A 23,927-nucleotide genomic window follows, 5' to 3' on the forward strand; every position below is an offset into this window, starting at 1 on the left:
CGCCATGCTGGATATCAGACCCAACTGCGAGCATTGCGACAAGCATCTGGCGCCAGATGCGACTGACGCCATGATCTGCTCGTATGAATGCACCTTCTGCGCTGACTGCGTGGAAAGCGTGCTTGAAAATGTGTGTCCCAATTGTGGCGGCGGCTTTGTGTCGCGCCCTGTTCGCCCAGCCACAGAATGGCGAACAGGTGTGTCGTGCGCGCATCAGAAGCCGAGCGAGAAAAGGGTTTTAAAGCCGGTGGACAAGCATGCCCACAAGGCTTTTGCGCAAACGATCAAAACAATCCCACCCCAAAAGAGGTAGCGCCATGGACGGCATGACAAAAGCAAGCCTGAAGAATTGGGGCGGATGTAAAACACCGGGCGGTGCGGTTCTCAAGGGCCGGTATGCCGTGCTTGAGCCCCTTGACTGGGACCAGCACAGAGACGGCCTTTACGGGGCTATCGCTGGTGAGGAGAACCGGTCGATATGGGACTATATGCCCGTTGGCCCGTTCGAGGACGGCGCTTCAGCCTTTCAGGAAACATTTGAAGCCATCCGCCAGCAGGGTGGTTGGCGCACCATGGTGATCCGCGACGCACAGTGTGGCGACGTGTTGGGCATGGCCAGCTATATGCGTCTCCGCGAGGCCTTCGGCAGTTGCGAGGTAGGCTGCGTGGCCTTTGGCGAGCGCCTCAAACGCACGCGCGTCGCCACCGAAGCCATTTTCCTGATGGCCGCCCATGTGTTCGACGACCTGGCCTATCGCCGGTTCGAATGGAAATGCGATGACGGCAACGCCGCCAGCATGCGCGCGGCCGTGCGCTTCGGCTTCACTTGTGAAGGCACCTTCCGGCAGGACATGGTGGTCAAGGGCCGTAACCGCGACAGTGCCTGGTATTCCATGCTGGACAGTGAATGGCCTGCCCTGAGGGCAGCCTTCCGGACCTGGCTTGCGCCGGAAAATTTCGGTTCTGACGGCGTTCAGAAAGCTTCACTTGAAAGCTACCGCGCAGCGCTCTGAAAAAAAGAAACCCGAGCAGGGCAGGTGCCACGCTCGGGAATGAGGGCCTGAGGCAAGCCTGAATGGGAGGTTCAGCTTTCTCAGGAGGGGTTCTGTTATTTTTGTTGTTCGAGTGTCCAGTCGGTTGCGCTATTGGGTGCGGTCGGGAACGAGTTTACTCTTTGACAAAAGCGCGCCCACGGTGGCTCATCAAATTTTTCCTTTGCGAAGGCGCACCCCCATGGCGATGCCGATGCCGCCGATGATGGCCACAAGCCCCAGAAGTTCGACCAGCGTTGGTTCTTCGCCGAGCACAAGGAACGACAGGATCACCGCCACCACAGGGATCAGGGCATTCAGGGTTGCGGCCCGGCTGGTCCCCAGATAACCAACGGCCTTGTTGAACAGCACCAGCGCCAGAATGGCGGAGACAACTCCCTGCCAGAGGCCTTGGGTAAGAAGCGTTGCAGGCGAGACGCTGGTGATGCCTTCGGCAAAGCCGAACACGCAGCCGATCGCCACCAGGAGGAGTGACAGAAAGGACACGCGTGCCGCAATGACAAGGCCGTCCGTTGGCCACTGGCGCACGAAGAAAGTATAGCCTGCCCACAAAAGGCCGCCTGCCATGAACAACAGATCACCCTTCAGCGACGGCGTCATGCCGCCAGATGCAAGGCAGATCAGGCCGATAAGAATGGCCCCAGCGCCCAGTGCCCGCGTGCGGGTGATTTTCTCCCCAAACCAGATGTGCGCCAGTATAAGGCTTGTTACCAGCATGGTGCCGGGAATGATCACGCCGCCATGGCCAGCGGGTGCATGCTCAAAAGCGCTTGAAACCACCAGGCTATAGGTGAAGCCCGCCCCCAGCATCATCACGAAGGCCTGCCCCCATTCCTTGAGGCCGGGCCTGCCGCGGAAGGCAAAGGGCAAAAGCAAAGGCCCCGCCACAGCAAAGCGCAAAAGCACAATCTGGAAAGGCGTGAGGGCATCGGCATTGACCCCGATGGAGGTCACGACCGGCCATGTGCCCCAGATGAAGGCTGCTGACAGGCCACATACAAGGCCGACGACGGGAACCGCCGGCACCGGCATGGCGCCAAGCGCGGGTGTGGGCTGAACATTGTCGGTCATATTTCTATCCTGCTGTCCATCTTGCTGTGGTTTTCTTATTTTGAATAATATGGCGTGAGCGGCGCGTTTAATCTTCGCAAAATTCGCATTTTGATGATAAAGTTCATCATAATTTTACTTAAGGGCGCGGAAAAAATACGCATATGTCTGATTTAGATGGTTTTGACGTCAAGATACTCAATGAACTTCAGGACAACAGCCGGCAGACATCCGAAGTGATCGCCGACAAGGTCGGCCTGTCGCCTGCTGCCACGCAGCGCCGCATCAAGAAGCTGCGCGAGGACGGTACGATCAAAAAGGAAGTCGCCATCCTGTGCCCTAAATCACTCGGGGGGCGAACAACGCTGATTGTGCAGGTGGCCTTTTCCTGTGGCGGGGAGGCGACGATCGAGACGTTCAAGCAGCAGATGCTTCAGGTGCCTGAAGTGCAGCAGTGCTATTATGTCACCGGGCAGACCGATTTCATCCTGATCATGACGGTGAAGGATATGAAGGATTTCGACCGCATCACCCGCGAGTATCTGTTCACCAACCCGTCTATCGGAAGGTTTGAAACCATCGTCGCCATCGATACCTTCAAGGAAGGCTTCAAGATTCCACTTGATGGTGTATAAATGTGCCAGCGACAATAATTATTGGGGGCAAACGTGTCGGGTGGATTTCTATGTCAAAATATGGAGTGCAGGGCTTTTGTAAAGCCTGGGTATGACTTCAAATCAAACAAATTTATGGCCGTTTCCTGCTCGTCGTGCGGGCGGGAATATGGTTCGGAAGAAGCAGCATCCGAGGTTGAAAAAACAATTAGTGGAAGGGCTGCAAGAACGGGTGATGAATTCAAAGTCAAAGCCGGTGGCCAGTTTGGCTATGCGGTAGTCTGGGTCTGGGGGGCGTATATTCTGGGGGCTGTTCTAGTCTACCTAGTACTTTCCACCATCTACTGAATCAGGCGCTCTTGTCGCGCAGCAGGTCGTAGGCGCTCTGGATCTGGTGGAAGCGTTCCGCCGCTGCGGGGTCGCCCGGGTTGGCGTCGGGGTGATAGATTTTTGCCAGCTTGCGATACTGCTTCTTCAGTTCATCCTGGCCCGCACCCGGGTCCAGCTCCAGCGCGTCATAGGCGGCGTTTTCCGTCGACGTAAAGCCGTCATCATCCATCGCGCCACCCCATTCGAAGGTGCGGGCGCTGGCGAAGGCGTCAGACGTTTCGCTGCCATCGTTCATATGGCGCTGCGCTTCTTCGTCGCTCATGCCCTGGAAGAAATCCCAGTTGCGGTTATATTCGGCGGCGTGCGGGCGGCAGAAATACCAGCGCTCAGACGAACCCGGTGATTTGGGTGCCGGATGTGCGCCTTTTTCGCTGCAGCCGGAATAATCGCACATGCGAACGGGCTCCGCGTCCTTGTCGCGGCCGTACTCACCCCAGCGGGGGAACCCAAAGCTTTTTATATAGTCGTTCGCCATCAGATTATTTTAGGCCAGATTGGCCGCTTTGTCTTGTCCCAGTCACATTTTTACGGTGCCGCACTTTATATAAGCAGCCCATCAATGCAAACCTTTCTTGCGGGGTAGGCCGCTATTTGCATTATGGTGCATAAGGTTGACCTGAAGGGATACATATGACGCAACTGGCCCGTCGGTTCTGGCTTTTTCATTTGGGGTTCTGGGCTCTGGCAGGGGTGCTGCTGTTCCTATCCGGGTGGACACAGGGCGGTGCCTATGTGTCCATGGTGCGCAACCTGTATCTGACTGCCGTCGGGCTTTTGCTGGCCTGGCCGTTGATGCTGCTGTTGGCGCACACCCGCAGGTGGGAAGTGGCAAAGCGTGTTTTTGTTGTTGGCGCGGCCTGCTATGGCGCCAGCCTTGCGACGGTGCTGGTGATCAACCCAGTAACCTTTCTGCAGCTTGACGGCGTTTTTGCGGAAATGGATTTCCGCATTCTGACCGCCGGGTCGCTTAATTATGCCATGGTGCTTGCGCTCTGGTGCTTCTTTCACGAAACCCTTGAGAAGCAATCATCTGGCCAGCCCACGCATACGGAAGCCCCCCAAACCATTATGGTTCAGAAGGGCACGACCGCCCGGACACTGGATGTTGCGGAGATCGACTGGGTGGAGGCCGCGGGCGACTATGCCGAAATTCACGCGGCGGGGGAGAGCTATCTCAAGCGTACGACCATGACGGCAATGGAAAAGGCCTTGCCGATGGACCAGTTCCTGCGGGTGCACCGCTCCTATATTGTGGCAAAGGCTGCTGTCGCGACCGTGGAGGGCAAAAGCAAGGGCGCTTACCTGCTGCAGCTGCGTGACGGAGCCCGCATAGACACGGGACGCAGTTATTCAGAAAAGGTGAAAGAAGCCTTCCTCGGAGCTTAATGTCCCGTTCGTCTCCTGTTCGTCTCAAAATCGGGCTGTTTATCGCTCCAATGGTTCGTCCGTCGCAGTTTGCTTGTCTGGGGGGCGCACGCCCGGCACCGTCAGGCAAGGTCCGGCGCGCCTGTAGAGCTTTGCGGGCTACGACAGCAGGAGATTAGACATGAAATTAAAGTTATTTGCGGTGGCTTTTGCCGCTCTTATGCCCTTGGCCGCGCAGGCTGCGGACGATACGCTGGAGGCATCAATCGATGCATTGGCGGCCCGAACCATGGCTGAAAAACATATCCCGGGCCTCGCAATCCGCGTTGTGCACGATGGTAAGCTGCTTTTCGACAAGGGTTTTGGGGTGGAAAGCGTGGAGCGGCAGGTGCCAATGACCACCGACAGCGTGCTGCCCATCGCGTCTGTTTCCAAGATATTTGCGGGTACTACGGCAATGCTTCTGGTTCAGGATGGCAAGCTTGACCTGGACGCGCGGATCAGTGGCTGGTTCCCGGATGTGCCGGCAGACAAGGCAGCCATCACGCCCAGACATCTTCTAAGCCACAGTCACGGGATGGAAGACTATTATCATAGCGAACGCTTCAAGGCCCTGCCGGAAGAGGAGCGCGCGGCCATGACGACCGACGACCGCATTCGCTGGTCGCTCAATCAGCCCCTGAACACGAGCCCCGGCGAGACCTTTTCGTACAGCCTTGTCGGCTATGTAATGCTGCAGCAGATCATCGAGCAAATCGAAGGAAAGCCCTACCAGCAAGTAGTGCGCGAGCGCATCTTCGTCCCGGTCGGCATGGCAAGTGCAGCCTATGGCGGTAGTGATGTGATCGTCCCCGGTCGCTTCCCGCTGATATATGTCTGGAAGGACGGCGCTCTTGCGTATCATCATAGCGATTTTGCTGGGGATGATTTTACGGCAGCTGGCGCGAATGTCTCTGTGGCGGATTCGGTCAAGTTCCTGACGGCCCTCGCGGACGGCAGTCTGCTGAGCCCGAACCTTCGCGATGAGATGTGGCGAGCCTATGACTTCGAAAGCGTTGGTAGCAGGTTCTACGGCCTTGGCTGGTTCAGCTACAAGCGCCGCAAAGACGGGCGCTTTGTTGTCGGGCATGAAGGCGGGGGCTCAAGCTGGCTTCTTTATCTGCCTGAGGAAAAATTGGCCGTGGTGGCGCTTTCGAATATGAGTGGGGCGCGCGCTGATACGCTACCGCATGAGATCAGTTATCTGGTGCTTGACTATTTGGCTCAGACACACGCCAAGGCGGGTAGCGGCGGTTGACACCGGCGTGATAAAGGCATAGCCGGTTGCCCGAAGGGTCCGAAAGATAGGCTTCACGCCACAGCCAGCGCTGGTCCACCGGTTGGGCGTCAAAGGCAATGCCAGCTGTCTCAAGGCGCGTTACCTCGGCGTCCACATCTGGAACTTCGAAATAGATCAGGCCTGACCCCGTGTTGGTGGAGGGGCCTTCTACCTTGTGCAGGGATAAGGTGGCGTTTCCAGACGGCAGCTCAAACCGGGCATAGTGATTTTCGCTGAACACGATCAGGCGCAGGCCCAGCGTTTTATAAAAGGAGATGCTTGCATCGAGATCTATCGCGCCCAGGGTGACTTGGTTGAGGTCCATATCGCTGCCCTTTTCTAAAGTATATCTTTTATAAAATGGGAAATGCTTTTGCTGATTCAAGAGCGCGGATAGCGAAATTTTGAACAGCAGGGCGCTGGACGCAATGATGGTGGGTCTATACCTTCTAGGCAAACTGATCACGGGGGTTATCCATGCGTACTTTCGCAGAAATATTCGAGATGGCGGCTGAAAGAAAAGGCGGCGCTGAAGTGGTGGAAGGCATGCTGCCCGACATCAAGACCGCTGCGGAAATCAGCGCCATCCCCAGCGACCGTATTCTGGCGGGCATGACAAGGTCTGTGTTCCAGGCCGGGTTCAGTTGGAAAGTGATTGAAAAGAAATGGCCGGGGTTCGAAGAAGCCTTCGAAGGCTTTGTACCGGTGCGCTGGAAATTCATGTCCGATGACGATCTGGATAGCCTGTTGAAAGATACAAGGATCGTGCGGAACGGGCCGAAGATTCTGGCGGTGCGAGACAATGCCATTCTGGTGTGTGACCTTGAGGACGAATATGGCTCCGCCGCCAAATGCATCGCCGATTGGCCGGCGGAGGATTTTGTCGGCCTGCTGGATATGCTCAAGGCACGCGGTGGTCGTTTGGGCGGTATGACTGGCCAGATATTCCTGCGCTTTTTGGGGCGTGACGGCTGGGCGTTATCTAAAGACGTGGTGGCGGCACTGATTCGGGAAGGTGTGGTCGATAAGGCCCCGACCGGCAAGGGCGCCATGCGGGCCGTGCAGGCGGCCTTTAACGCCTGGGCGGAGGAGAGCGGTCGCCCGTTCGCGCATATTTCCCGCACGCTTTCCTACACGGTCGGCTAAGGCACGGACTCAACTTCTTGCTTCCGGGCGCCTTGCTGTTGCAGACTGATGCGGTTGGGGGCCAGTTGACCCGGGCGTGACGGGACAGCCACCGTCTGGTTTGGTGGCCACCCTGGCGTGCCGAAAGGTGTGTGGATGCATTCTGGCAAACCTGAAATAGGTACGGCAGCCTTGCGTGTTTGGCTGGGAGCGCTTTTTGCGCTCCTGCTTATCGCGCCGGTGAGCTATGTGGCCGCTTCGCCAGCCACGTCTTTTGAAAATAACGAACCAATGCAGCTGAAAGACGGCTGGTTTGTCTATCGCGATCAAATCGTTGATCCGACAAGCCTTGCCGCTACCGCGTGCGGTCAGGAAGGGGGCGAGGCGGTCAGCGCGCCTGATGTCTGGGGGCCGGCTTTCACAACCAGTCTTTCCACAGGGCACGGCAAAGCCACCTATTGCCGGGAAATCACACTGCCCCAGGATGACAATGCATATGCTTTCTGGATGGGGACGCTGAGGTCTGTTTCCCATATTTACGCAGTGGGGCAGAATGCGGACGGCTCACCCCAGACATGGCTTCTGTTCAAGAACGGCGAGCTGGAACCAGAGGGCGACCAGGTGGTGGCGAACCCGGCCACGCCCATGATCGCTCTGCCGTACGACACCGATAAATTCACGCTCGTGATCCAGCTTTCAAACTATATCCACAAGCAGGGCGGCATGATTGAGGTGCCGCTTCTGGACCTCAGGTGGCGCATGGCGGCGATGGAAAATCGCGCCACGGGCCTGCCAAGCGCTCTTGTGATTGTTCTTCTGTTCGTTGGTATTGCGGCGATTGTCATGGGGTACCGTCGTCGTACCGCGCGCTCGCATAATTTTTTCGCTCTGCTGGCCATTGCGGCTGCCGTTCGGGCGGCGTTCGTCAGCGACCTGATATGGGATTATCTCCCTTCCTTCAGCCTCGCCCGGAAATATGACCTTGAGTATCTGTCGCTCTATTTCATTGCGTTTGCCTACTATCTTTTCGTCACAGACCTCCTGCGGCAGGGCAGGCGGCTTCTGGTTGACAAGGTGATCATCGCCATTTCCTGCGCCATGATGGCCTTCGCCTTGTTGGTGACACCCTTCATGGCGCCAGGCACCATCACGCTAACACGCGAACCTGTTCAGATACTGTGGATGACCATCATCTGCATGGTGATCTATTCGGTGTTTCACGCCAGCATCAAGACCCCGGAAGTGCGCCGGGAAGCGATCTCGGTCAGCCTTGGTGGCTTGATCTACGGCGGCTATGAAATCCTGTCCGTGACCGGGGTTGTGGCCTCGTCTCTTGAATGGTCGCAGTTCATCATCTTCGCCGTGATCATGATGCACGCCCATGCGTTTGTCATTCAGGCCCGGCGGGTGGAGCAGGAACGCGACATCCTGATGGCCAGCCTTGAAGACACCAACCGCGACCTTCAGAACAGGGCGCTCGCGCTTGATGTGGCGCTGAAGGACGCGGAGCAGGCCTCAAACGCTAAAAGCCATTTCCTTGCCACCTTCAGCCATGAACTTCGCACGCCCCTGAATGCCATCATCGGCTTTTCGGAACTGATGTCGCGTGAGCTCCTGGGCAAGCTGGGGAACACGCTTTATAAGGACTATGCCCGCGATATTCACGCCTCTGGCACGCACCTTCTGGAACTGGTTGATGACCTGCTTGATCTGGCGCGCATCGAAGCCGGCGTGGACGAGGTGAAGTCGGAGCCCATGGATGTTGCAGCCCTGGCGGTCGAGGTGCTGAATATCCTCAGCCTGCTTGCTGAACAGCATGATGTGACCATGAAGCTGGATTGCAAGCAGAAGCTTCCGCTTCTTTTGGGCGACGAGCGCAAGATCAGGCAGGTGCTGATCAACCTCATCAACAACGCCATCAAGTTCAATGTGGAAAAGGGCAAGATCGATGTCAGGCTGTGGGCCGACGAAGCAGGCCTTAATATTGAAGTGGCAGACACGGGCATCGGTATTGCCGAAGCCGACCTGCCGCTTGTGCTGTCGCGCTTTGGTCAGGTGGACAGCGAACGCCGCCGCCGGAATGCCGGTGTGGGCATCGGCCTGCCGCTCAGCGGCCTTCTGGTACGCCAGCATGGCGGCAAATTTGATATCGCCAGCAAGCTTGGTGAAGGCACGCGCATCACCATCTGTTTCCCGCCCGATCGGCTCGCTGAAAACCCTCAGTTGGCGACGGCTGGCTAACAGCCGATATAAGGGAGGTTGCGTTTGTTCTCGCGGGCCCTAATCTTTATCGCGAATTCATTTCAAGGGGGGATTATGATCAAAACAGTTTTGCTTGCCGCGACCGTTGCCGGTGGTGCGCTGGCCGATGACGCGGCGCCACTTTTCAGTGACCACGCGGCCTATCCCATCAATGATGAAACGCTGCTGACAGCCGGCCTCGCCGCAGGTGATCTGGACGGCGACGGCGATATGGACATTGTCGAAGCCAATGGCCGCCACTGGGCCCAGCCAAGCTATGTTTACTATAACAGCGGGCGGCACTTTACCGCGCGGCGTATGCTTGGGGATATGGATACCACCAGCTATAGCGTGCGGCTTGCGGATATGGACGGCGATGGTGACCTGGATATTGTGGCGTCATCCGACCTGTTGGAGAACCAGATTTACTGGAATGACGGCAAAGGACAATTTGGTGCGCCCTCGTGGTTTGGCAGTGCGGCCTCATACACCCGCAGCATCACAATCGCAGACCTGAATGGCGACGGTCTTCTGGACATTCTGGAAATATGCCGGGGGACCACCAACCTGATCTATGTGAATCAGGGGGGTGGCGCCTTCGCGGCTCCTGCGCCTTTTGGCCAGGCGGATGACAGGACCCTGGATGTAGCCGTGGCGGACATGAACGGCGACGGCCACCCTGATCTGGTACTCGCCAACCGTGACGGGCAGCAAAATCAGATTCTGCTGGGGGACAGCACGCTTGCCTTTACGACCAGCATCCCGTTTGGGCTGGGCAATGATGACACGCGCGGCGTGGCCGTGGCGGATATGAACGGTGACGGCAGGCCCGATATTGTAACTGCAAATATTGCTGACCAGAACCAGCTGATCCTGAACCGCGGGAATGGCGACTTTGAGGTTGCCCAATCCTTCAGCGGAAATTCGTCCAGAAGCTATTCTCTGGCGCTGGTTGATCTGAACGGCGATGGCCATATGGATGTCGTCGTGGGGAATGACCGCAGCCCCACGGAGGTCTATCTGGGCGACGGCGCAGGTGGCCTTGTGCTGAATGCCGAGATTGAAGCCCATGGTCCACGCACCTATGTTGTTGCCGTGGCCGACATAAATGGTGATGGCAGGCCTGATATCATTGTTGGCAATTCAGGCGACAAAACCGTGGTGCATTACCAGCACGGAAATTGACGCAGCCGGTCGCGCAGAGAGGGCGACCTGTCGCAGGCGCCGTTGGCAGATTGGGGCAGCGTGCCTAGGTTCAGAGTGAAGGAGTAGCCATGTTCGAGAAGGTCAGCAAAATTCTGGGATTGAAGGGCGAGAATGAGGTCGGGGCTTCCGGCCTTGAACTTGCTACAGCAGCGCTTCTGGTGCAGGTCTCGAAAGCAGACGGCGAATTCACAAGCGACGAACGCGACCAGTTGGAAGCCTGCGTGAAAGAGCATTTCGACCTGACAAATCTTGAAGCTGCGGAGCTTCTGGCGCGCGCAGAGCGTGACCAGTCGGACGCCACCTGCCTTTATGCCTTCACCCGTACGATTGCGAAGGAACTGGATAACGAAGAGCGGCAGGAGATTGTACGCCTTTTGTGGCGCGTGGCTTTCGCCGACCGGCATATCGATAATTTCGAAGAGAATGTGCTGGCGAAAGTCTCCGGCCTTCTGGGCGTTTCCCCCCACGACCGCATCCGCATCAAGCAGGAAGTGCAATCAGCACAATAAAAAAGCGCGGGGCCGGAGCTCCGCGCTTCTTCATTTCGGTTTCGAAACTTCTTTTACTCAGCGGCTTTTGCCGTCTGGCGTGGGCTTGCGGCCAGCACGCTGTCGTCCACATGATCCGCGAACGTCTCGAAGTTCTTGATAAAGAGGCTTACCAGATGCTCAGCCTTGGCGTCATAGGCCTCTTTGTCTTCCCACGTGTCGCGCGGGTTCAGGATTTTGGCGTCAACGCCCGGCACTTCAACAGGAACTTCGAAGCCGAAGTTCTCGTCAATGCGCATCGGGGCATTGTTGAGGCTGCCGTCAAGCGCTGCGTGCAGGAGGGCACGGGTGGCCTTGATTGGCATACGGTTGCCGACGCCGTAAACACCGCCGGTCCAGCCTGTGTTCACCAGCCAGCAGTTCACGCTGCCTTCAGCGATTTTCTTACGGAGAAGATCGCCATACACGCTTGGGTGACGCGGCATGAAAGGCGCGCCGAAGCAGGTTGAGAAAGTCGCCTGTGGCTCTTTCACACCGATTTCGGTGCCAGCAACCTTCGCGGTGTAACCGCTTAGGAAGTGGTACATGGCCTGCTCTGGCGTCAGGCGCGCGATCGGAGGCAGAACGCCGAACGCATCAGCCGTCAGCATGATGATGTTCTTTGGCTTGCCGCCGCGGTTTTCTTCGCTGGTGTTCGGGATGAAATCGATCGGGTACGCGCCGCGGGTGTTCTCCGCCAGCGTGTTATCGTCCAGGTCCAGCTCACGAGTGTGCTCGCACATCACCACGTTTTCCAGGATGGTGCCGAACCGCTTCGTTGTCGCATGAATTTCAGGCTCAGCTTCTTCGGACAGGCGGATCATCTTGGCGTAACAGCCGCCTTCGAAGTTGAAGACGCTGTCGTCGGACCAGCCATGCTCGTCATCACCGATGAGGGTGCGGCTGCTGTCGGCAGACAGGGTCGTCTTGCCGGTGCCGGAAAGGCCGAAGAAGATCGCCACGTCGCCCTCTGGGCCGATGTTGGCGGAGCAGTGCATCGGCATGATGCCCTTCTCAGGCAGCAGGTAGTTGAGGATGGAGAAGACAGACTTCTTGTTCTCACCCGCATATTCGGTGCCGCCGATCAGCACGATGCCTTTCGAGAAGTTCACCGCGATAACGGTTTCGCTGTTGCAGCCCATGGTGGCCGGATCAGCCTTGAAGCTTGGCAGGTTGATCACGGTGAACTGTGGCGCCATGCCTTTGAGTTCGTCTTCGCTTGGGCGCACAAGCATGGTGCGGCAGAAAAGGCTGTGCCAGGCATATTCGCCGATGGTGCGAACAGCAACACGGTGCTCAGGGTCAGAGCCGCCCCACAGGTCCTGAACGAAAAGATCCTTGCCTTTCATGTGGGCAAGGAACGCATCATGCAGGGTGTCGAACTGTTCCGGGGTCATCGGGCGGTTGGTTTTACCCCACCAGATGGTCTCTTCGGTCATCTCGTCGCGAACGGTGAATTTGTCATTCGCGGAACGACCGGTGTGTTTCCCGGTTTTCACCACAAGCGGGCCATCTTTTGCAATCTGGCCTTCGCCGCGGCGAATCGATTCTTCATACAGGGCTGAAGTGCCCAGGTTCCAATATTGGTTTCCGGTTTCAAGGATGCCGTGTGCATCCAGACCGACGGTGCTTAGACAGGCGCCAAAGACTTGCAACGTCTTGTCCTCCAAGTGATTATTGGGGCACTCCGGGAATATGCTCACCGAAGCAATTTATGCCGGGCTCTTTATAATATCCACGCGCGCGTGCGGGCCCTGGTCAGTTCTTGTCCCGACCCATCTCGGGAAGGCCGATAAACTTGCGGATATGCCCCCTAAAATCAACCTGATTCTGAATGAAATCAAAATGATAGCGCTGTCAAAATGCTAAGTGCCGAAAAGAACTTGGACTCTTCGGTCGGGATATTTTCTTGTGTGTCGGATAAATTGCCACGGCGGTGTCCATTCTGCGCCTTTTTTTGGACTTAAAGTCGGCCTAACGCTTAACCTTGACAGGGATTTGTATCGGGGACCAAACTCCCCCATATAAGCCAGAATGAAAAAAGCGGTCGCAGGGCTTCAGGCTCGGCGAATTTGAGGGGACACTATGACAGCACAAATCGCACTGGTTGATGACGACCGGAACATCCTGACATCTGTGACAATCGCGCTGGAGGCCGAAGGCTTCCGCGTGCGCACCTACCCTGACGGCCAGAAAGCGTGGGAAGCTTTGTCCAAGAATCCTGCCGACTTGGCAGTGCTTGATATCAAGATGCCGCGGATGGACGGGATGGAGCTTCTGCGGAAGCTTCGCGAAGTGACAGACATGCCTGTGATTTTCCTCACCTCCAAGGATGAAGAGATCGACCAACTTCTGGGCCTCAGGATGGGCGCGGACGACTATATCGGCAAGCCTTTCTCCCAGCGTTTGCTGATCGAACGCATCCGGGCGCTGCTCAGGCGCATGGAAATGAACAAGCGCGAGCCTGAAGAAGTTGAAGCCGAACCCGGCGAAGAAGTGATGGAGCGCGGTCGCCTTGTGCTTGACCCCATGCGTCACCGCGTCACCTGGGCCGGCAAGGATGTGACGCTCACGGTTACGGAATTCCTGATCCTCAAGACACTGGCGCAGCACCCAGGGCATGTGAAAAGCCGCGACCAGCTGATGGACGCCGCCTATTCGGATGATGTCTATGTGGATGACCGTACAATCGACAGCCACATCAAACGCCTGCGCAAGAAATTCCGTGCCGTGGCGGATGATTTTGATGCGATCGAAACGCTTTATGGTGTTGGCTACCGCTACAGTGACGACTAAGCTTTGTGCATGACATGATCAGCACAAGTTTATGACCGACACCGAGCAGAAAAGAAAATCCGCCTCAAGCCGCCGTGACCGCGCGAAGCAATCCGCCCGGCCGCGCCACTATTCGCGCGGGCTTTCGCCCCTGATGGTGCGGATCATGGTGGTCAACGCTATTGCGTTGATCATTCTTGTGGGTGGCGTGCTCTACCTCAACCAGTTTCGCGACAATCTGATTGCCGAACGCGTCAATACACTCACGGTGCAGGCGCGCATCATTGCCGGTGCGCTGGGTGAATCGGCCGCCGGTGGCCCGGAAGCCGTTGATATTGATCTTGCGCCAGCGCGGCAAATCCTGACCCGGCTCGTGGGGCCAACGGATAACCGCGCGCGGCTTTTCGCCACCGACGGCCGCATGATCGCGGACAGCCGGTTCCTCGCGGGCGATAAGCGCCTGATTGAAGAGGAGCTGCCAGCGCTGGACGCACAGGTCAGCCTTCTGGATCAGATGGAAGACGCGGTTCACCGCCTGCTGGATAGCATCACCGAAGATATTGAGGCGCCGCCAAGCGTGGACCGGCCGGGCATGCGCGGGGAAGATTTCATTGAGGTGATGGCCGCGCTTGAGGGCGAGACCATGACCCAGATAAGGGTGCGTGAAGACGGCCGTTATATCGTCAATATCGCTGTGCCGGTACAGCGTTTCCGCCGTATCCTTGGTGTGATGCTCCTGACATCCCAGACCGACGATATCGATGCCATCGTGCGGCAGGAGCAGATGCTGACGGTGCGTGTTTTCCTGGGCGCGCTGGTGCTCACGATGCTGCTGAGCTTTTTCCTGGGGCGCACGCTGGTACGGCCCATCCGGGTGCTGGCGCGGTCCGCCGAGCGGGTGCGCCAGGCCATCGGACGCGAGGAAAATATCCCTGAATTCGCCGAGCGGATGGATGAGATCGGCGATCTTTCAAGGTCGCTTTCCGATATGACGCAGGCGCTTTATAACCAGATTGACCGGGTTGAACAGTTCGCCGCCGATGTGGCACATGAGATCAAAAACCCGCTCTCAAGCATGCGAAGTGCGCTTGAAACCCTGTCGATGACGGACAAGCCGGATGTGCAGGCCAAGCTGTTTGCCATTCTGCGCGATGACGTGAAGCGCATAGACCGGTTAATCACTGACATCTCGAACGCCTCAAGGCTTGAGGCGGAGCTGACCCGTGCCCAGACCGAACCTGTCGACCTGGCTGTGATGTTGGGCGTGCTTGTGGAATCCTACAAGACCGCGCACACGAACGGCGAGGTAGAGGTGGTGTATGACGACTATGAGTCAAATGTTTTCATGGTTGCCGGTGTTGAAGCGCGCCTGGGGCAGGTGTGGCGCAACCTGATCGATAATGCCATCAGCTTTAGCCCGGAGGGCGCCAAGGTGAAGGTGACGCTTGAGCGTCAGGACCGCTGGGTGATCGTGATGATCGAGGACGAAGGCCCGGGCCTGCCTGAGGGTGCGGAAGAAAAAATCTTCAGCCGCTTTTATTCAGAACGCCCGGACAAAGAGGACTTCGGCAAACACTCAGGCCTTGGACTTGCTATTTCCCGGCAGGTGGTGGAGGCCCACTCGGGTGTGATCCGCGCTGAAAACCGCACCGAAAATCATACTGGCGAGAATGCCACTATATTGGGTGCCCGCTTTATCGTAGAGTTGCCCATGTCCGCCTGATCGGCGGACGCTTTGATGCACTGAACACAGGGCTTGAGACGGGTGAACAACTATCACGGAACATTGGTGGATCTGGCGGGCGTTGGTGTGCTGTTGCGCGGTCCTTCCGGCTCAGGCAAGTCTGATCTGGCGCTCAGGTTGATGGACCGGGGGGCGGTTCTGGTGGCCGACGACCAGGTGGTTCTTGAGAAACGCTCCCGCGGCCTGATGGGATACGCCCCGGACAGGATTTACGGGCTTATCGAGGTGCGCGGCATCGGTGTTATGTCCCTGCCGGCGATCAAGACAGCGCTTGTGAAACTGGTGGTCGATTTGGTGGATGCTGATGCCGTAGATCGCCTGCCCGACCCCGCCAGCATCACCATAGAAGGCTTGGAATTGCCGCTTGTGAGACTGCATGCCTTTGACCTTAGCGCGCCGCAGAAAATTGAACTCGCCATCCATTATCCCGATCAGCTAGGGTTGGGTGTCGAGGACTATAAAAAGGGATAGCAGTATGGCCGAGGCCACGGCAGATAAAAGACAGCTTGTGATCGTTACGGGGCTTTCCGGCGCCGGGAAATCATCGGCCCTGCATTCCTTCGAAGATATCGGCTATCAGGCGATCGACAACCTGCCGCTGACCATGCTGGGCCGCCTGGTGGACGAAGCCCGCAGCGCGGGGGATATGACGCCGCTTGCCGTGGGGATTGATAGCCGGACACTGCATTTTTCGCCCGAACAGTTTGCCCAAACCATCACGGACTTGCGCGACATCGCAGATGTGTCGCTGCATGTGCTCTTTATGGATGCGTCCGACGATGAACTGATGAAACGCTTTTCCGAAACGCGGCGGCTGCACCCGCTTGGAAAGGGGCTTGTCCTGAGGGAAGCCATCCTGCGTGAACGCGAAATGATGGCACATATCAGGCCCCATGTGGACGGCTTGATTGATACAACGGGGCGAACAGGGGCCGAAACCCGCCGAACGGTGCTGAGCCGGTTCGCAGCCGAAGCGCTGCCCAAACTGATTGTTACCTTCATGTCCTTTGGGTTCGCCCACGGCGTGCCGCGGGACGCTGACATGGTGCTGGACGTTCGCTTTCTGAGGAACCCGCATTATGTGCCGGAGCTCAAGCCCCGAACCGGGCGCGAAGAGGATGTCGCCAATTTCGTCAAGGCGGACGAAGGCTTTGAACCCTTCGTTGAGAAGGTGGAAGACCTGCTGGAATTCCTGCTGCCGCGCTATGCACAGGAAGGAAAATCCTATCTCACGCTTGCATTTGGCTGTACAGGTGGCAAACATCGTTCTGTAGCAGTGGCGGAAACCATCGCGGCACGGGTGAAGCTGGACGGCATGGCCGTCAATCTTTGCCATAGGGAAATTGCCGGAGAAGAAGTTTAATCGGCAGATGCGGGCTACAGAGCCAGGATTAGAGAAGAGGGTGTGTGAATGATTGGCATGGTGTTGGTGACCCACGGACGGTTGGCGGACGAATTTGTTGCCGCGACAGAGCATGTGGTAGGCGCCCAGGAGCAGATTCGTGCCATTTGCATCGGGCCGGACGACGATATGGAACTCCGTCGTCAGCAGATCATGGATGCGGTCAAGGAAGTGGATAGCGGCAGCGGCGTTGTGCTGCTGACGGACATGTTCGGTGGTACGCCATCGAATCTGGCGATCTCGCTTCTTGAAAAAGGCAAGACCGAAGTGATTGCCGGTATTAATTTGCCAATGCTGATCAAGCTGGCAAGCGTACGGCATGGCTCAACGCTTGAAGAATCAGTCGAAGCCGCCAAAGAAGCGGGTGTTAAATATATCAATGTGGCCAGTCAGGTCCTTGGGGGCTGATAAAGCCGATAAATTGGCTGGATAGGAAAATAAAGCGGCGTTGCGCGGGGGCGCATCACGCTGGTGTTGGGGAGTGAAACAAAAGTGAGTATGGCAGTAGCTGGTGAAAAAAAGCGCGTGGACATCGTGAATGCGCGCGGGCTTCATGCAAGAGCATCAGCCCGGTTTGCAACGGAAGCTGGGCGCTATAACGCTATCGTTTCCGTATCCAAAGACGGCGTCAGCGTGGTTGGTACGTCCATCATGGGACTGATGATGCTAGGGGCGGCCAAGGGCGATTCCATTGAAATTTCCGCCGAAGGGGATGACGCTTTCGCAGCTGTGGAAGCCCTTTCCGCCATGGTTTCCAACCGCTTTGGCGAAGACGAATAAGTATCCAATCTTCGTTATATAAAGAAATCTTTATCTTTTTGATCCTACCTGCTATAAGCAGGCCAAATTAAGTTTGGCCTTGGTGCAAGTGCGCGGGCCCTAGAGTTAAGCAGGATCAAATTCATGACCGACTATAAAGTTGCCGATATTTCGCTCGCCGACTGGGGGCGCAAAGAAATCAAAATCGCAGAAACCGAGATGCCAGGCCTGATGGCGCTTAGGGAAGAGTTCGGTGCAAGCCAGCCCCTCAAGGGTGCGCGCATTGCCGGCTGTTTGCATATGACCATCCAGACTGCGGTTCTCATTGAAACACTGACGGCGCTTGGCGCTGAAGTGCGTTGGTCCAGCTGCAACATCTTCTCGACACAGGATCACGCGGCGGCGGCGATGGCAGCTTCCGGTATTCCTGTCTTCGCCTGGAAAGGTGAAACCGAGGAAGAAGCCGTTTGGTGTATCCACCAAACCATCAAAGGCCCTGACGGCTGGGTGCCGAACATGATTCTGGACGATGGCGGCGACCTGACTGTCATCATGCACGAAGACTATCCAGAGCTGATGGATGGTGTGAAGGGCATTTCCGAGGAAACAACAACCGGCGTGATGCGTTTGTATGAAATGGCGAAGGCCGGCACGCTCGCAGTTCCTGCAATCAACGTCAACGACAGCGTGACCAAGTCCAAGTTCGACAACCTCTATGGGTGTCGCGAAAGCCTGGTCGACGGCGTGAAACGCGCCACCGACGTAATGATCGCAGGCAAGGTTGCTGTTGTGTGCGGTTACGGCGACGTGGGCAAGGGCTCAGCCGAATCGCTCCGTAGTCAGGGTGCGCGCGTGATGGTAACGGAAATCGATCCGATCTGTGCGCTGCAGGCTGCTATGGAAGGCTATGAGGTCGTGACAATGGATGATGCCGCGAAGGTTGGCGATATCTTTGTCACCGCCACAGGCAACAAGGACGTGATCACGCTTGACCACATGCGCGATATGAAAGACCGCGCGATTGTGTGCAACATCGGCCACTTCGACAGCGAGATCCAGATCGCAGCGCTTTCCAACATGAAATGGGAAGAAGTGAAGCCGCAGGTGGACGAAGTTGTGTTCCCGGACGGCAAGCGCCTGATCGTGCTCGCTAAAGGTCGTCTCGTGAATCTCGGCTGTGCCACCGGCCACCCAAGCTTCGTGATGTCTGCCTCCTTCACCAACCAGGTGCTGGCGCAGATTGAGCTTTGGGAAAACCATACCAAGTACGACCGCAATGTTTATGTGCTGCCAAAGCACCTGGACGAGAAAGTGGCCGCGCTGCACCTTGGCAAGCTGGGCGCCAAGCTCACGCAGCTCAGTGAAGACCAGGCCAAATACCTGGGCATTCAGGTTGCAGGCCCGTTCAAGCCGGAACATTACCGTTACTAGGGGCGATTGGGGGCGGTAGCCCCCTGTCTCGAGGAGAGAAGAATGAGCGAATATGTTTTCACCAGTGAATCCGTCTCAGAAGGCCACCCGGACAAGGTAGCCGACCGGATTTCCGATAGCGTTGTGGACCTCTATCTGGGTGCAGACCCAGAAGCCCGCGTTGCGTGCGAAACCATGGTTACGACCAACCGGATCATCCTGGCGGGTGAGGTACGCGGCCCTGAAAGCGTTCAGGCGCATATCGAGGAAGTTGCCAGGAACGCTGTGCGTGAAATCGGGTACGAGCAGGAAGGCTTCCACTGGAAGAATGCCGTTTTTGAGAACCACCTGCACGAACAGTCAGCAGATATCGCCATGGGCGTTGACGCCGCTGGCAACAAGGACGAAGGCGCGGGCGACCAGGGCATCATGTTCGGCTATGCCTGCGACGAAACCGAAAGCCTGATGCCGGCACCGATCGATTTCTCGCACCGCATCCTGAAGTCCCTTGCTGCTGCGCGTCATTCCGGTGAGGCGCCAGAATTGGAGCCAGACAGCAAAAGCCAGGTGACGCTTCGCTATGTGGACGGCAGGCCTGTTGGTGCCACATCTGTTGTGGTTTCCACTCAGCATAAGGAAGGCGTCACGCAGGAAGTTCTGCGCGCCCTGGTGCGCAAGCACGTGGAAGCGGTGCTGCCGGAAGGCTGGATGTGCCCTGAAGGTGAGTTTTATGTGAACCCGACCGGCAAGTTCGTGATCGGCGGGCCAGATGGTGACGCTGGCCTCACGGGCCGCAAGATCATCGTGGACACCTATGGCGGCGCAGCCCCACATGGTGGCGGTGCCTTCTCGGGTAAGGACCCAACCAAGGTGGACCGCTCAGCCGCTTATGCTGCCCGCTATCTGGCGAAAAACGTGGTGGCTGCGGGCTTGGCCAACAACTGTACGATCCAGTTGGCTTATGCCATCGGCGTATCCAAGCCGCTCGCGGTGTATGTGGACCTCTGGGGCGATCAGCCGCGGGTGGACCCGCAGCATCTGTCAAACGTGCTGCAGCAGATGGTGAACCTGAGCCCCCGCGGCATTCGCGAGCATTTGGGCCTCAACAAGCCGATCTATACCCGCACGTCGTCCTACGGTCACTTTGGCCGCAAGCCGGCGGAAGACGGTGGCTTCTCCTGGGAGAAGACCGATCTCGTGGACGCGCTGAAAAGCGAATTCGGCGTTTAATCAAATTGGGCCGGTTCGCCGGCCCAATCTCGTCTTGTGCCACCTCGGGCAAAGAGGCTACTCTCTCCTAGTTCAAGATGATTTTCTGTCTTGGTCCAAGGGGAGATTTTGGCTGTGCCGTTTGGTGACCTGCCATCATATGTAATCTGGATCGTCATTGGTGTTGCTGCAGCCGCGTGGGTTGGTCTGGCGCTATATGCCTTGTGGCGCACCGGGCGGGCGACAGACAGGGCGCGGTCGCTGCAGGACCTTGCCAACTTCCTTGATAGCATGATCCAGACAGACCGCCGTCACCCCATCTGGCTGTGGGCGGATGGGCGCATGCAGGCTGATGCCGATACGCTGGATCTTGTGGGCCTGGACGACAGCGCGCGTACCCTTGATGAGCTTGTCACAGCAGAAAACGGCATTCCGGACCGCACAGTCGCGGATATCAAGCGCAGCCTCTCTTCCGGTGGGGATATTTCCACACCGCTGATCATTGATCGCGGCAAGAACCAGCCGCGCCTGATCCTTGATTTTCAGTGGCTGCCTGCCCGCGATGACCGCTGGCCCGCGAGCATCCTGTGGATCGAAGAAAGCATGGACCGCGCAACGCGGACCAACCGCCAGGGCGTGCGGGCGCTTGAATTGAAGCTCAAGGACCTCACGCGGGTTTTCAACAACCTGCCGTTCCCGGTGTGGGTGCGGGGGCCGGACTATGGCATCGTGGATGTCAATGAAGCCTATGTGAAAGCCGTGGACGGCAACAGCGTCTATGATGTGACCGAACGCAACCTGGAGCTCTTTGACCGTGGCAGCCTGGCTGCTGCCCGCAAGGCGCGTGACAAAGGCGAGCGGGTGCGCGAACGCCGCTTCGGTGTCACGGACGGCCAGCGCCGGGCCTTTGCCGTTACCAATATTCCGCTTGATGATGAAGGCCATGTCATGGGCATCGCTGTGGATGTCACAGGTGAAGAGGAAGCCCTCTCGGAGCTCGCGCGTGTGCTGGAGGCTCAAAACGAAACGCTCAACCGGCTTCGAAGCCCGGTAGCGATTTTCGGACCGGCGCAGACGCTGAGGTTCTACAACAGTGCGTTTGCCCGGCTGTCGCATCTGTCCGAAGACGTGCTCTCAAGCGAGCTTCGCCACAGCGAAATCCTGGATGCCATGCGTGAAAAACGCCGCCTGCCAGAGCAGGCTGATTTCCAGCAGTGGAAGAAGAATATCCTCAAGCATTACACCACGCTTCTGGAGCCGTTCGAGGAAATGTGGCACTTGCCTGACGGCACGGCCCACCGGGTGGTGACCCAGCCGCACCCGTTCGGCGGGCTCCTGATCCTTTTTGAGGATGTTACCGACCGGCTGGCGCTTGAGCGGTCCTACAACACGCTGATGGCGGTGCAGCAGGAAACGCTGGATAATATGGTTGAAGCGATCGCCGTGTTCGGCACGGACGGGTTGTTGCAGCTTTCGAACCCGGCGTTTCGGTCTTTGTGGAACCTGACGGCAGACGATATTGACGGCAACCCGCACCTGACCGAACTGACTGCCAAGGTGCCTGCGATTGCGGACGAAAAAGACCCACGCTACAGCGATTTCAAGGATCGTCTGGTCAGCTGGATCAGCGAACATAAGCACCGGAGCGGCCGTTGGTACCGCACCGATGATGCGGTGATCGACTTTGCCATCGTGCCGCTGCCGGACGGCGGCGTGATGCTGACGCAGTCGGATGTGACCGACAGCTTCAAGGTGGAGCAGGCGCTGAGGGAACGGTCCTCGGCCCTTGAGGCAGCCGATCGGCTCAAGAGCGAATTTATCACCAACATGTCCTATGAGCTCAGGACGCCACTCAACAGCATCATCGGCTTCGCTGAAATGCTGGACCAGAAGATGTTCGGTGAACTCAATGACCATCAGGCGGACTATGTCAAAAATATCCTGACAGCGTCGGGCGAGCTCAAGGACCTTATCGCAGACGTGCTTGACCTGGCGGTGCTGGATGCGGGCGAGGCACACCTGACGCTCAAGCCCATGAATGTGACTGAGGCAATCAACGACACAGGCCATCTGGTGGTTGAACTGGCGCGCAAGTCGGAAATCCAGATCAAGCTGGACAAACTGCAGGATGTCGGTGTGATTGAAGCCGACGAGCGCCGCATTCGGCAGGCATTTTACAATATGGTTTCCTCCATGCTCAACTTTGCCCGCCATGGCGGCAAACTGTCGATTGAGCTTTCAGGGAGTGATGATCTGGTCACCATCAATATCAGCAACCCGGATTCCGGGCTGACCGAGCGGGAACGCGACCGGCTGGTGACCACCGTGCGCATGGGCGCTTCCCCGGGCGGCAAGCTTGCGACAGGCCTTGACCTGGCGCTGGTGCGTTCCATCGTCAATCTGCATCATGGCAGCATTCGGCTTGACCCGCTTGGCGAGGAAGGGCTATCGCTGAGCTGTGATCTGCCGCGTACCCAACCGGCTGACGCCGAACCCGCCAAATAGACTTTATGACCATGAGCGACACAGTTTCCCGGACCATAAAATGCCGAACCGAAGCAGACACACTGAAGCTGGCCGAGGCCCTGGCGGACCGCGTTCCCGCGGGGCGTCTCATCGCGCTTGAGGGCGACTTGGGGGCGGGCAAAAGCACGCTCGCCCGCGCCTTCATCCGCGCGCGCCTGCATGACCCGGAAGCCGAAGTACCAAGCCCCACCTTCACGCTGGTGCAAACCTATGGCTGCGATGATGGTGTTGAGGTCTGGCACGCTGATCTCTACCGCCTCACGGACCCCGAAGAAGCCTTCGAGCTTGGGCTGGACGAAGCGCGGGATGAGGCCATCTGCCTGATCGAATGGCCGGACCGCATGCCACAAGACTGGTGGGTTGGTGCGCTTACGGTGCGGCTGACGATTGGTGAGCGCGGCGAACGCACAGTCGTTCTGTCGGGCGATGCTCGCTGGCAGCCGCTCGTGGAAGGGCTTGAGGCATGAGCGCACCCCAAAACGCCATAAAGAATGCCATGGTGCTGGCGGCGGGCAAGGGCACACGCATGGGTGCGATCTCTGACACCACGCCGAAACCGCTTGTGCGCGTCGCTGGCGTGCCGCTGCTGGACCGCATTCTGGCGCACCTCTGGAAGGTGGGCTGTGAAAAAATCGTGGTCAATGTGCATCATCTGGCTGACCAGATCGAAAGCCACCTTGCCCCGCTTGTGGCAGAGGGGCATGTGGCTATATCTGACGAACGCGACGCGCTTCTTGAAACCGGCGGCGGCGTGAAAAAAGCGCTGCCGATGCTCGGGCGCGACCCGATCTATGTGATCAACAGCGACGCCCTTTGGGTCGATGGGACGGGCGGCACACTCACCCGGCTTGCGCAGGTGTTTGACCCCAAGCGCATGGATGTGCTGCTGTTGCTGGTGCCCACAGCGGAGGCGCTTGGTTATCATGGTGCAGGAGACTTTATTCCGGACGGTGATCCGTCTGGTCCAACACCTATTCGTTTCCGCGGCTCCGCTGCGTCTGCGCCTGTTATGTTCGGCGGCATTCAACTGGTGAACCCCGCGCTTTATGATGATATGCCGGAAGGCAGGTGGTCAAATGTGGAGATTTTCCGCAAGGCTGAAAAGGCTGGCCGGCTGTTCGGACTTTTGCACACCGGGCACTGGATGCATGTGGGCACGCCCGAAGCCATCAAGGCGGCGGAGGACAAGCTGGCCTCCCTGCGACTGGGCTAGG

The 23,927-nt window shown here is 57.7% G+C and carries 25 protein-coding genes; 21 read left to right on the plus strand and 4 right to left on the minus strand.

Translation table 11 applies throughout. The annotated features are described in order from the left end of the window. Nucleotides 1–4: 4 nt before the first annotated feature. Both KORM41_RS00500 and KORM41_RS00505 read left to right on the plus strand, forming a co-directional pair. Nucleotides 5–313 carry a DUF1272 domain-containing protein gene (locus KORM41_RS00500; protein WP_068143279.1) on the plus strand — a complete coding sequence of 103 codons (309 nt, stop codon included), beginning with the start codon at nt 5–7 and terminating at the stop codon, nt 311–313. Nucleotides 314–317: 4 nt separating this feature from the next. Continuing rightward, nucleotides 318–1,013 carry a GNAT family N-acetyltransferase gene (locus tag KORM41_RS00505; RefSeq protein WP_231727044.1) on the plus strand — a complete coding sequence of 232 codons (696 nt, stop codon included), beginning with the start codon at nt 318–320 and terminating at the stop codon, nt 1,011–1,013. Between the two features lie 189 nt (nt 1,014–1,202). Here the strand turns inward: KORM41_RS00505 and KORM41_RS00510 are convergent, their stop codons facing one another. After that, a complete protein-coding gene (locus KORM41_RS00510) occupies nt 1,203–2,123 on the minus strand; it encodes a DMT family transporter (protein WP_068143281.1) in 921 nt (306 codons plus the stop codon). Between the two features lie 143 nt (nt 2,124–2,266). On the opposite strand from KORM41_RS00510, the gene KORM41_RS00515 reads away from it, so the two are divergent. Both KORM41_RS00515 and KORM41_RS00520 read left to right on the plus strand, forming a co-directional pair. Beyond that, complete coding sequence (locus KORM41_RS00515) at nt 2,267–2,737, plus strand: Lrp/AsnC family transcriptional regulator (RefSeq protein WP_068143283.1); 471 nt, start codon at nt 2,267–2,269, stop codon at nt 2,735–2,737. Between the two features lie 33 nt (nt 2,738–2,770). After that, a complete protein-coding gene (locus KORM41_RS00520; protein WP_156431837.1) occupies nt 2,771–3,064 on the plus strand; it encodes a hypothetical protein in 294 nt (97 codons plus the stop codon). 1 nt (nt 3,065) lies between these two features. On the opposite strand, the gene KORM41_RS22105 is transcribed toward KORM41_RS00520, so the two are convergent. Continuing rightward, nucleotides 3,066–3,581 carry a J domain-containing protein gene (locus KORM41_RS22105; protein ID WP_068143286.1) on the minus strand — a complete coding sequence of 172 codons (516 nt, stop codon included), beginning with the start codon at nt 3,579–3,581 and terminating at the stop codon, nt 3,066–3,068. A gap of 155 nt (nt 3,582–3,736) precedes the next feature. Between KORM41_RS22105 and KORM41_RS00530 the strand changes: the two genes are divergently transcribed. After that, a complete protein-coding gene (locus KORM41_RS00530; RefSeq protein ID WP_068143288.1) occupies nt 3,737–4,492 on the plus strand; it encodes a LytR/AlgR family response regulator transcription factor in 756 nt (251 codons plus the stop codon). A 160-nt stretch (nt 4,493–4,652) separates the two neighbouring features. Continuing rightward, on the plus strand, nt 4,653–5,768 hold the full coding sequence (locus tag KORM41_RS00535; RefSeq protein WP_068143290.1) for a serine hydrolase domain-containing protein: 1,116 nt from the start codon (nt 4,653–4,655) through the stop codon (nt 5,766–5,768). Here the strand turns inward: KORM41_RS00535 and KORM41_RS00540 are convergent. Continuing rightward, entirely contained in the window at nt 5,707–6,114 is a 408-nt protein-coding gene (locus KORM41_RS00540) for a VOC family protein (protein ID WP_068143292.1), read from the minus strand. The genes KORM41_RS00535 and KORM41_RS00540 overlap by 62 nt on opposite strands. A 152-nt stretch (nt 6,115–6,266) precedes the next feature. Between KORM41_RS00540 and KORM41_RS00545 the strand changes: the two genes are divergently transcribed. The 4 genes from KORM41_RS00545 to KORM41_RS00560 all read left to right on the plus strand — a co-directional run bounded on the left by KORM41_RS00545 (nt 6,267) and on the right by KORM41_RS00560 (nt 10,870). Beyond that, nucleotides 6,267–6,935: a DNA-3-methyladenine glycosylase I gene (locus KORM41_RS00545; RefSeq protein WP_068143294.1), complete on the plus strand. Its 669-nt coding sequence runs from the start codon at nt 6,267–6,269 to the stop codon at nt 6,933–6,935. A 171-nt stretch (nt 6,936–7,106) separates the two neighbouring features. Next, complete coding sequence (locus KORM41_RS00550) at nt 7,107–9,155, plus strand: sensor histidine kinase (protein WP_231727045.1); 2,049 nt, start codon at nt 7,107–7,109, stop codon at nt 9,153–9,155. A 75-nt stretch (nt 9,156–9,230) separates the two neighbouring features. Next, nucleotides 9,231–10,340: an FG-GAP repeat domain-containing protein gene (locus KORM41_RS00555; protein WP_068143298.1), complete on the plus strand. Its 1,110-nt coding sequence runs from the start codon at nt 9,231–9,233 to the stop codon at nt 10,338–10,340. A gap of 89 nt (nt 10,341–10,429) precedes the next feature. After that, nucleotides 10,430–10,870: a tellurite resistance TerB family protein gene (locus KORM41_RS00560; RefSeq protein ID WP_068143302.1), complete on the plus strand. Its 441-nt coding sequence runs from the start codon at nt 10,430–10,432 to the stop codon at nt 10,868–10,870. 53 nt (nt 10,871–10,923) lie between these two features. On the opposite strand, the gene KORM41_RS00565 is transcribed toward KORM41_RS00560, so the two are convergent. Further along, the gene (locus KORM41_RS00565) at nt 10,924–12,543 is read right to left on the minus strand and encodes a phosphoenolpyruvate carboxykinase (protein ID WP_082719636.1); all 1,620 of its coding nucleotides are present in this window, start codon (nt 12,541–12,543) and stop codon (nt 10,924–10,926) included. 430 nt (nt 12,544–12,973) lie between these two features. On the opposite strand from KORM41_RS00565, the gene KORM41_RS00570 reads away from it, so the two are divergent. The 11 genes from KORM41_RS00570 (at nt 12,974) to KORM41_RS00620 (ending at nt 23,926) form a co-directional block, all read left to right on the plus strand. Further along, nucleotides 12,974–13,684 carry a response regulator transcription factor gene (locus KORM41_RS00570; protein WP_068143305.1) on the plus strand — a complete coding sequence of 237 codons (711 nt, stop codon included), beginning with the start codon at nt 12,974–12,976 and terminating at the stop codon, nt 13,682–13,684. Nucleotides 13,685–13,715: 31 nt separating this feature from the next. Beyond that, the gene (locus KORM41_RS00575; RefSeq protein WP_068143307.1) at nt 13,716–15,386 is read left to right on the plus strand and encodes a sensor histidine kinase; all 1,671 of its coding nucleotides are present in this window, start codon (nt 13,716–13,718) and stop codon (nt 15,384–15,386) included. 42 nt (nt 15,387–15,428) lie between these two features. After that, nucleotides 15,429–15,878 (plus strand): HPr kinase/phosphorylase, encoded by a 450-nt coding sequence (locus KORM41_RS00580; RefSeq protein WP_156431838.1) that lies wholly within the window; start codon nt 15,429–15,431, stop codon nt 15,876–15,878. A gap of 4 nt (nt 15,879–15,882) precedes the next feature. Beyond that, a complete protein-coding gene (gene rapZ, locus KORM41_RS00585) occupies nt 15,883–16,770 on the plus strand; it encodes an RNase adapter RapZ (RefSeq protein WP_068143311.1) in 888 nt (295 codons plus the stop codon). Between the two features lie 48 nt (nt 16,771–16,818). Further along, entirely contained in the window at nt 16,819–17,217 is a 399-nt protein-coding gene (locus KORM41_RS00590) for a PTS sugar transporter subunit IIA (protein ID WP_068143312.1), read from the plus strand. 90 nt (nt 17,218–17,307) lie between these two features. Beyond that, nucleotides 17,308–17,589 (plus strand): HPr family phosphocarrier protein, encoded by a 282-nt coding sequence (locus tag KORM41_RS00595; protein WP_068143314.1) that lies wholly within the window; start codon nt 17,308–17,310, stop codon nt 17,587–17,589. A 123-nt stretch (nt 17,590–17,712) separates the two neighbouring features. Continuing rightward, entirely contained in the window at nt 17,713–18,999 is a 1,287-nt protein-coding gene (gene ahcY / locus KORM41_RS00600) for an adenosylhomocysteinase (RefSeq protein WP_068143315.1), read from the plus strand. Nucleotides 19,000–19,041: 42 nt separating this feature from the next. Then, a complete protein-coding gene (metK, locus tag KORM41_RS00605) occupies nt 19,042–20,208 on the plus strand; it encodes a methionine adenosyltransferase (protein ID WP_068143317.1) in 1,167 nt (388 codons plus the stop codon). Between the two features lie 114 nt (nt 20,209–20,322). Further along, nucleotides 20,323–22,692 carry a PAS domain-containing sensor histidine kinase gene (locus KORM41_RS00610; RefSeq protein ID WP_231727095.1) on the plus strand — a complete coding sequence of 790 codons (2,370 nt, stop codon included), beginning with the start codon at nt 20,323–20,325 and terminating at the stop codon, nt 22,690–22,692. An 11-nt stretch (nt 22,693–22,703) separates the two neighbouring features. Then, nucleotides 22,704–23,180: a tRNA (adenosine(37)-N6)-threonylcarbamoyltransferase complex ATPase subunit type 1 TsaE gene (gene tsaE, locus KORM41_RS00615; protein WP_068144056.1), complete on the plus strand. Its 477-nt coding sequence runs from the start codon at nt 22,704–22,706 to the stop codon at nt 23,178–23,180. Next, nucleotides 23,177–23,926, plus strand: coding sequence for a nucleotidyltransferase family protein (locus KORM41_RS00620; RefSeq protein ID WP_068143321.1), 750 nt, complete (start codon nt 23,177–23,179; stop codon nt 23,924–23,926). Before tsaE ends, KORM41_RS00620 begins: the two co-directional genes overlap by 4 nt. The last annotated feature ends 1 nt before the right edge of the window (nt 23,927 follow it).

Source organism: Kordiimonas lipolytica (assembly GCF_001550065.1).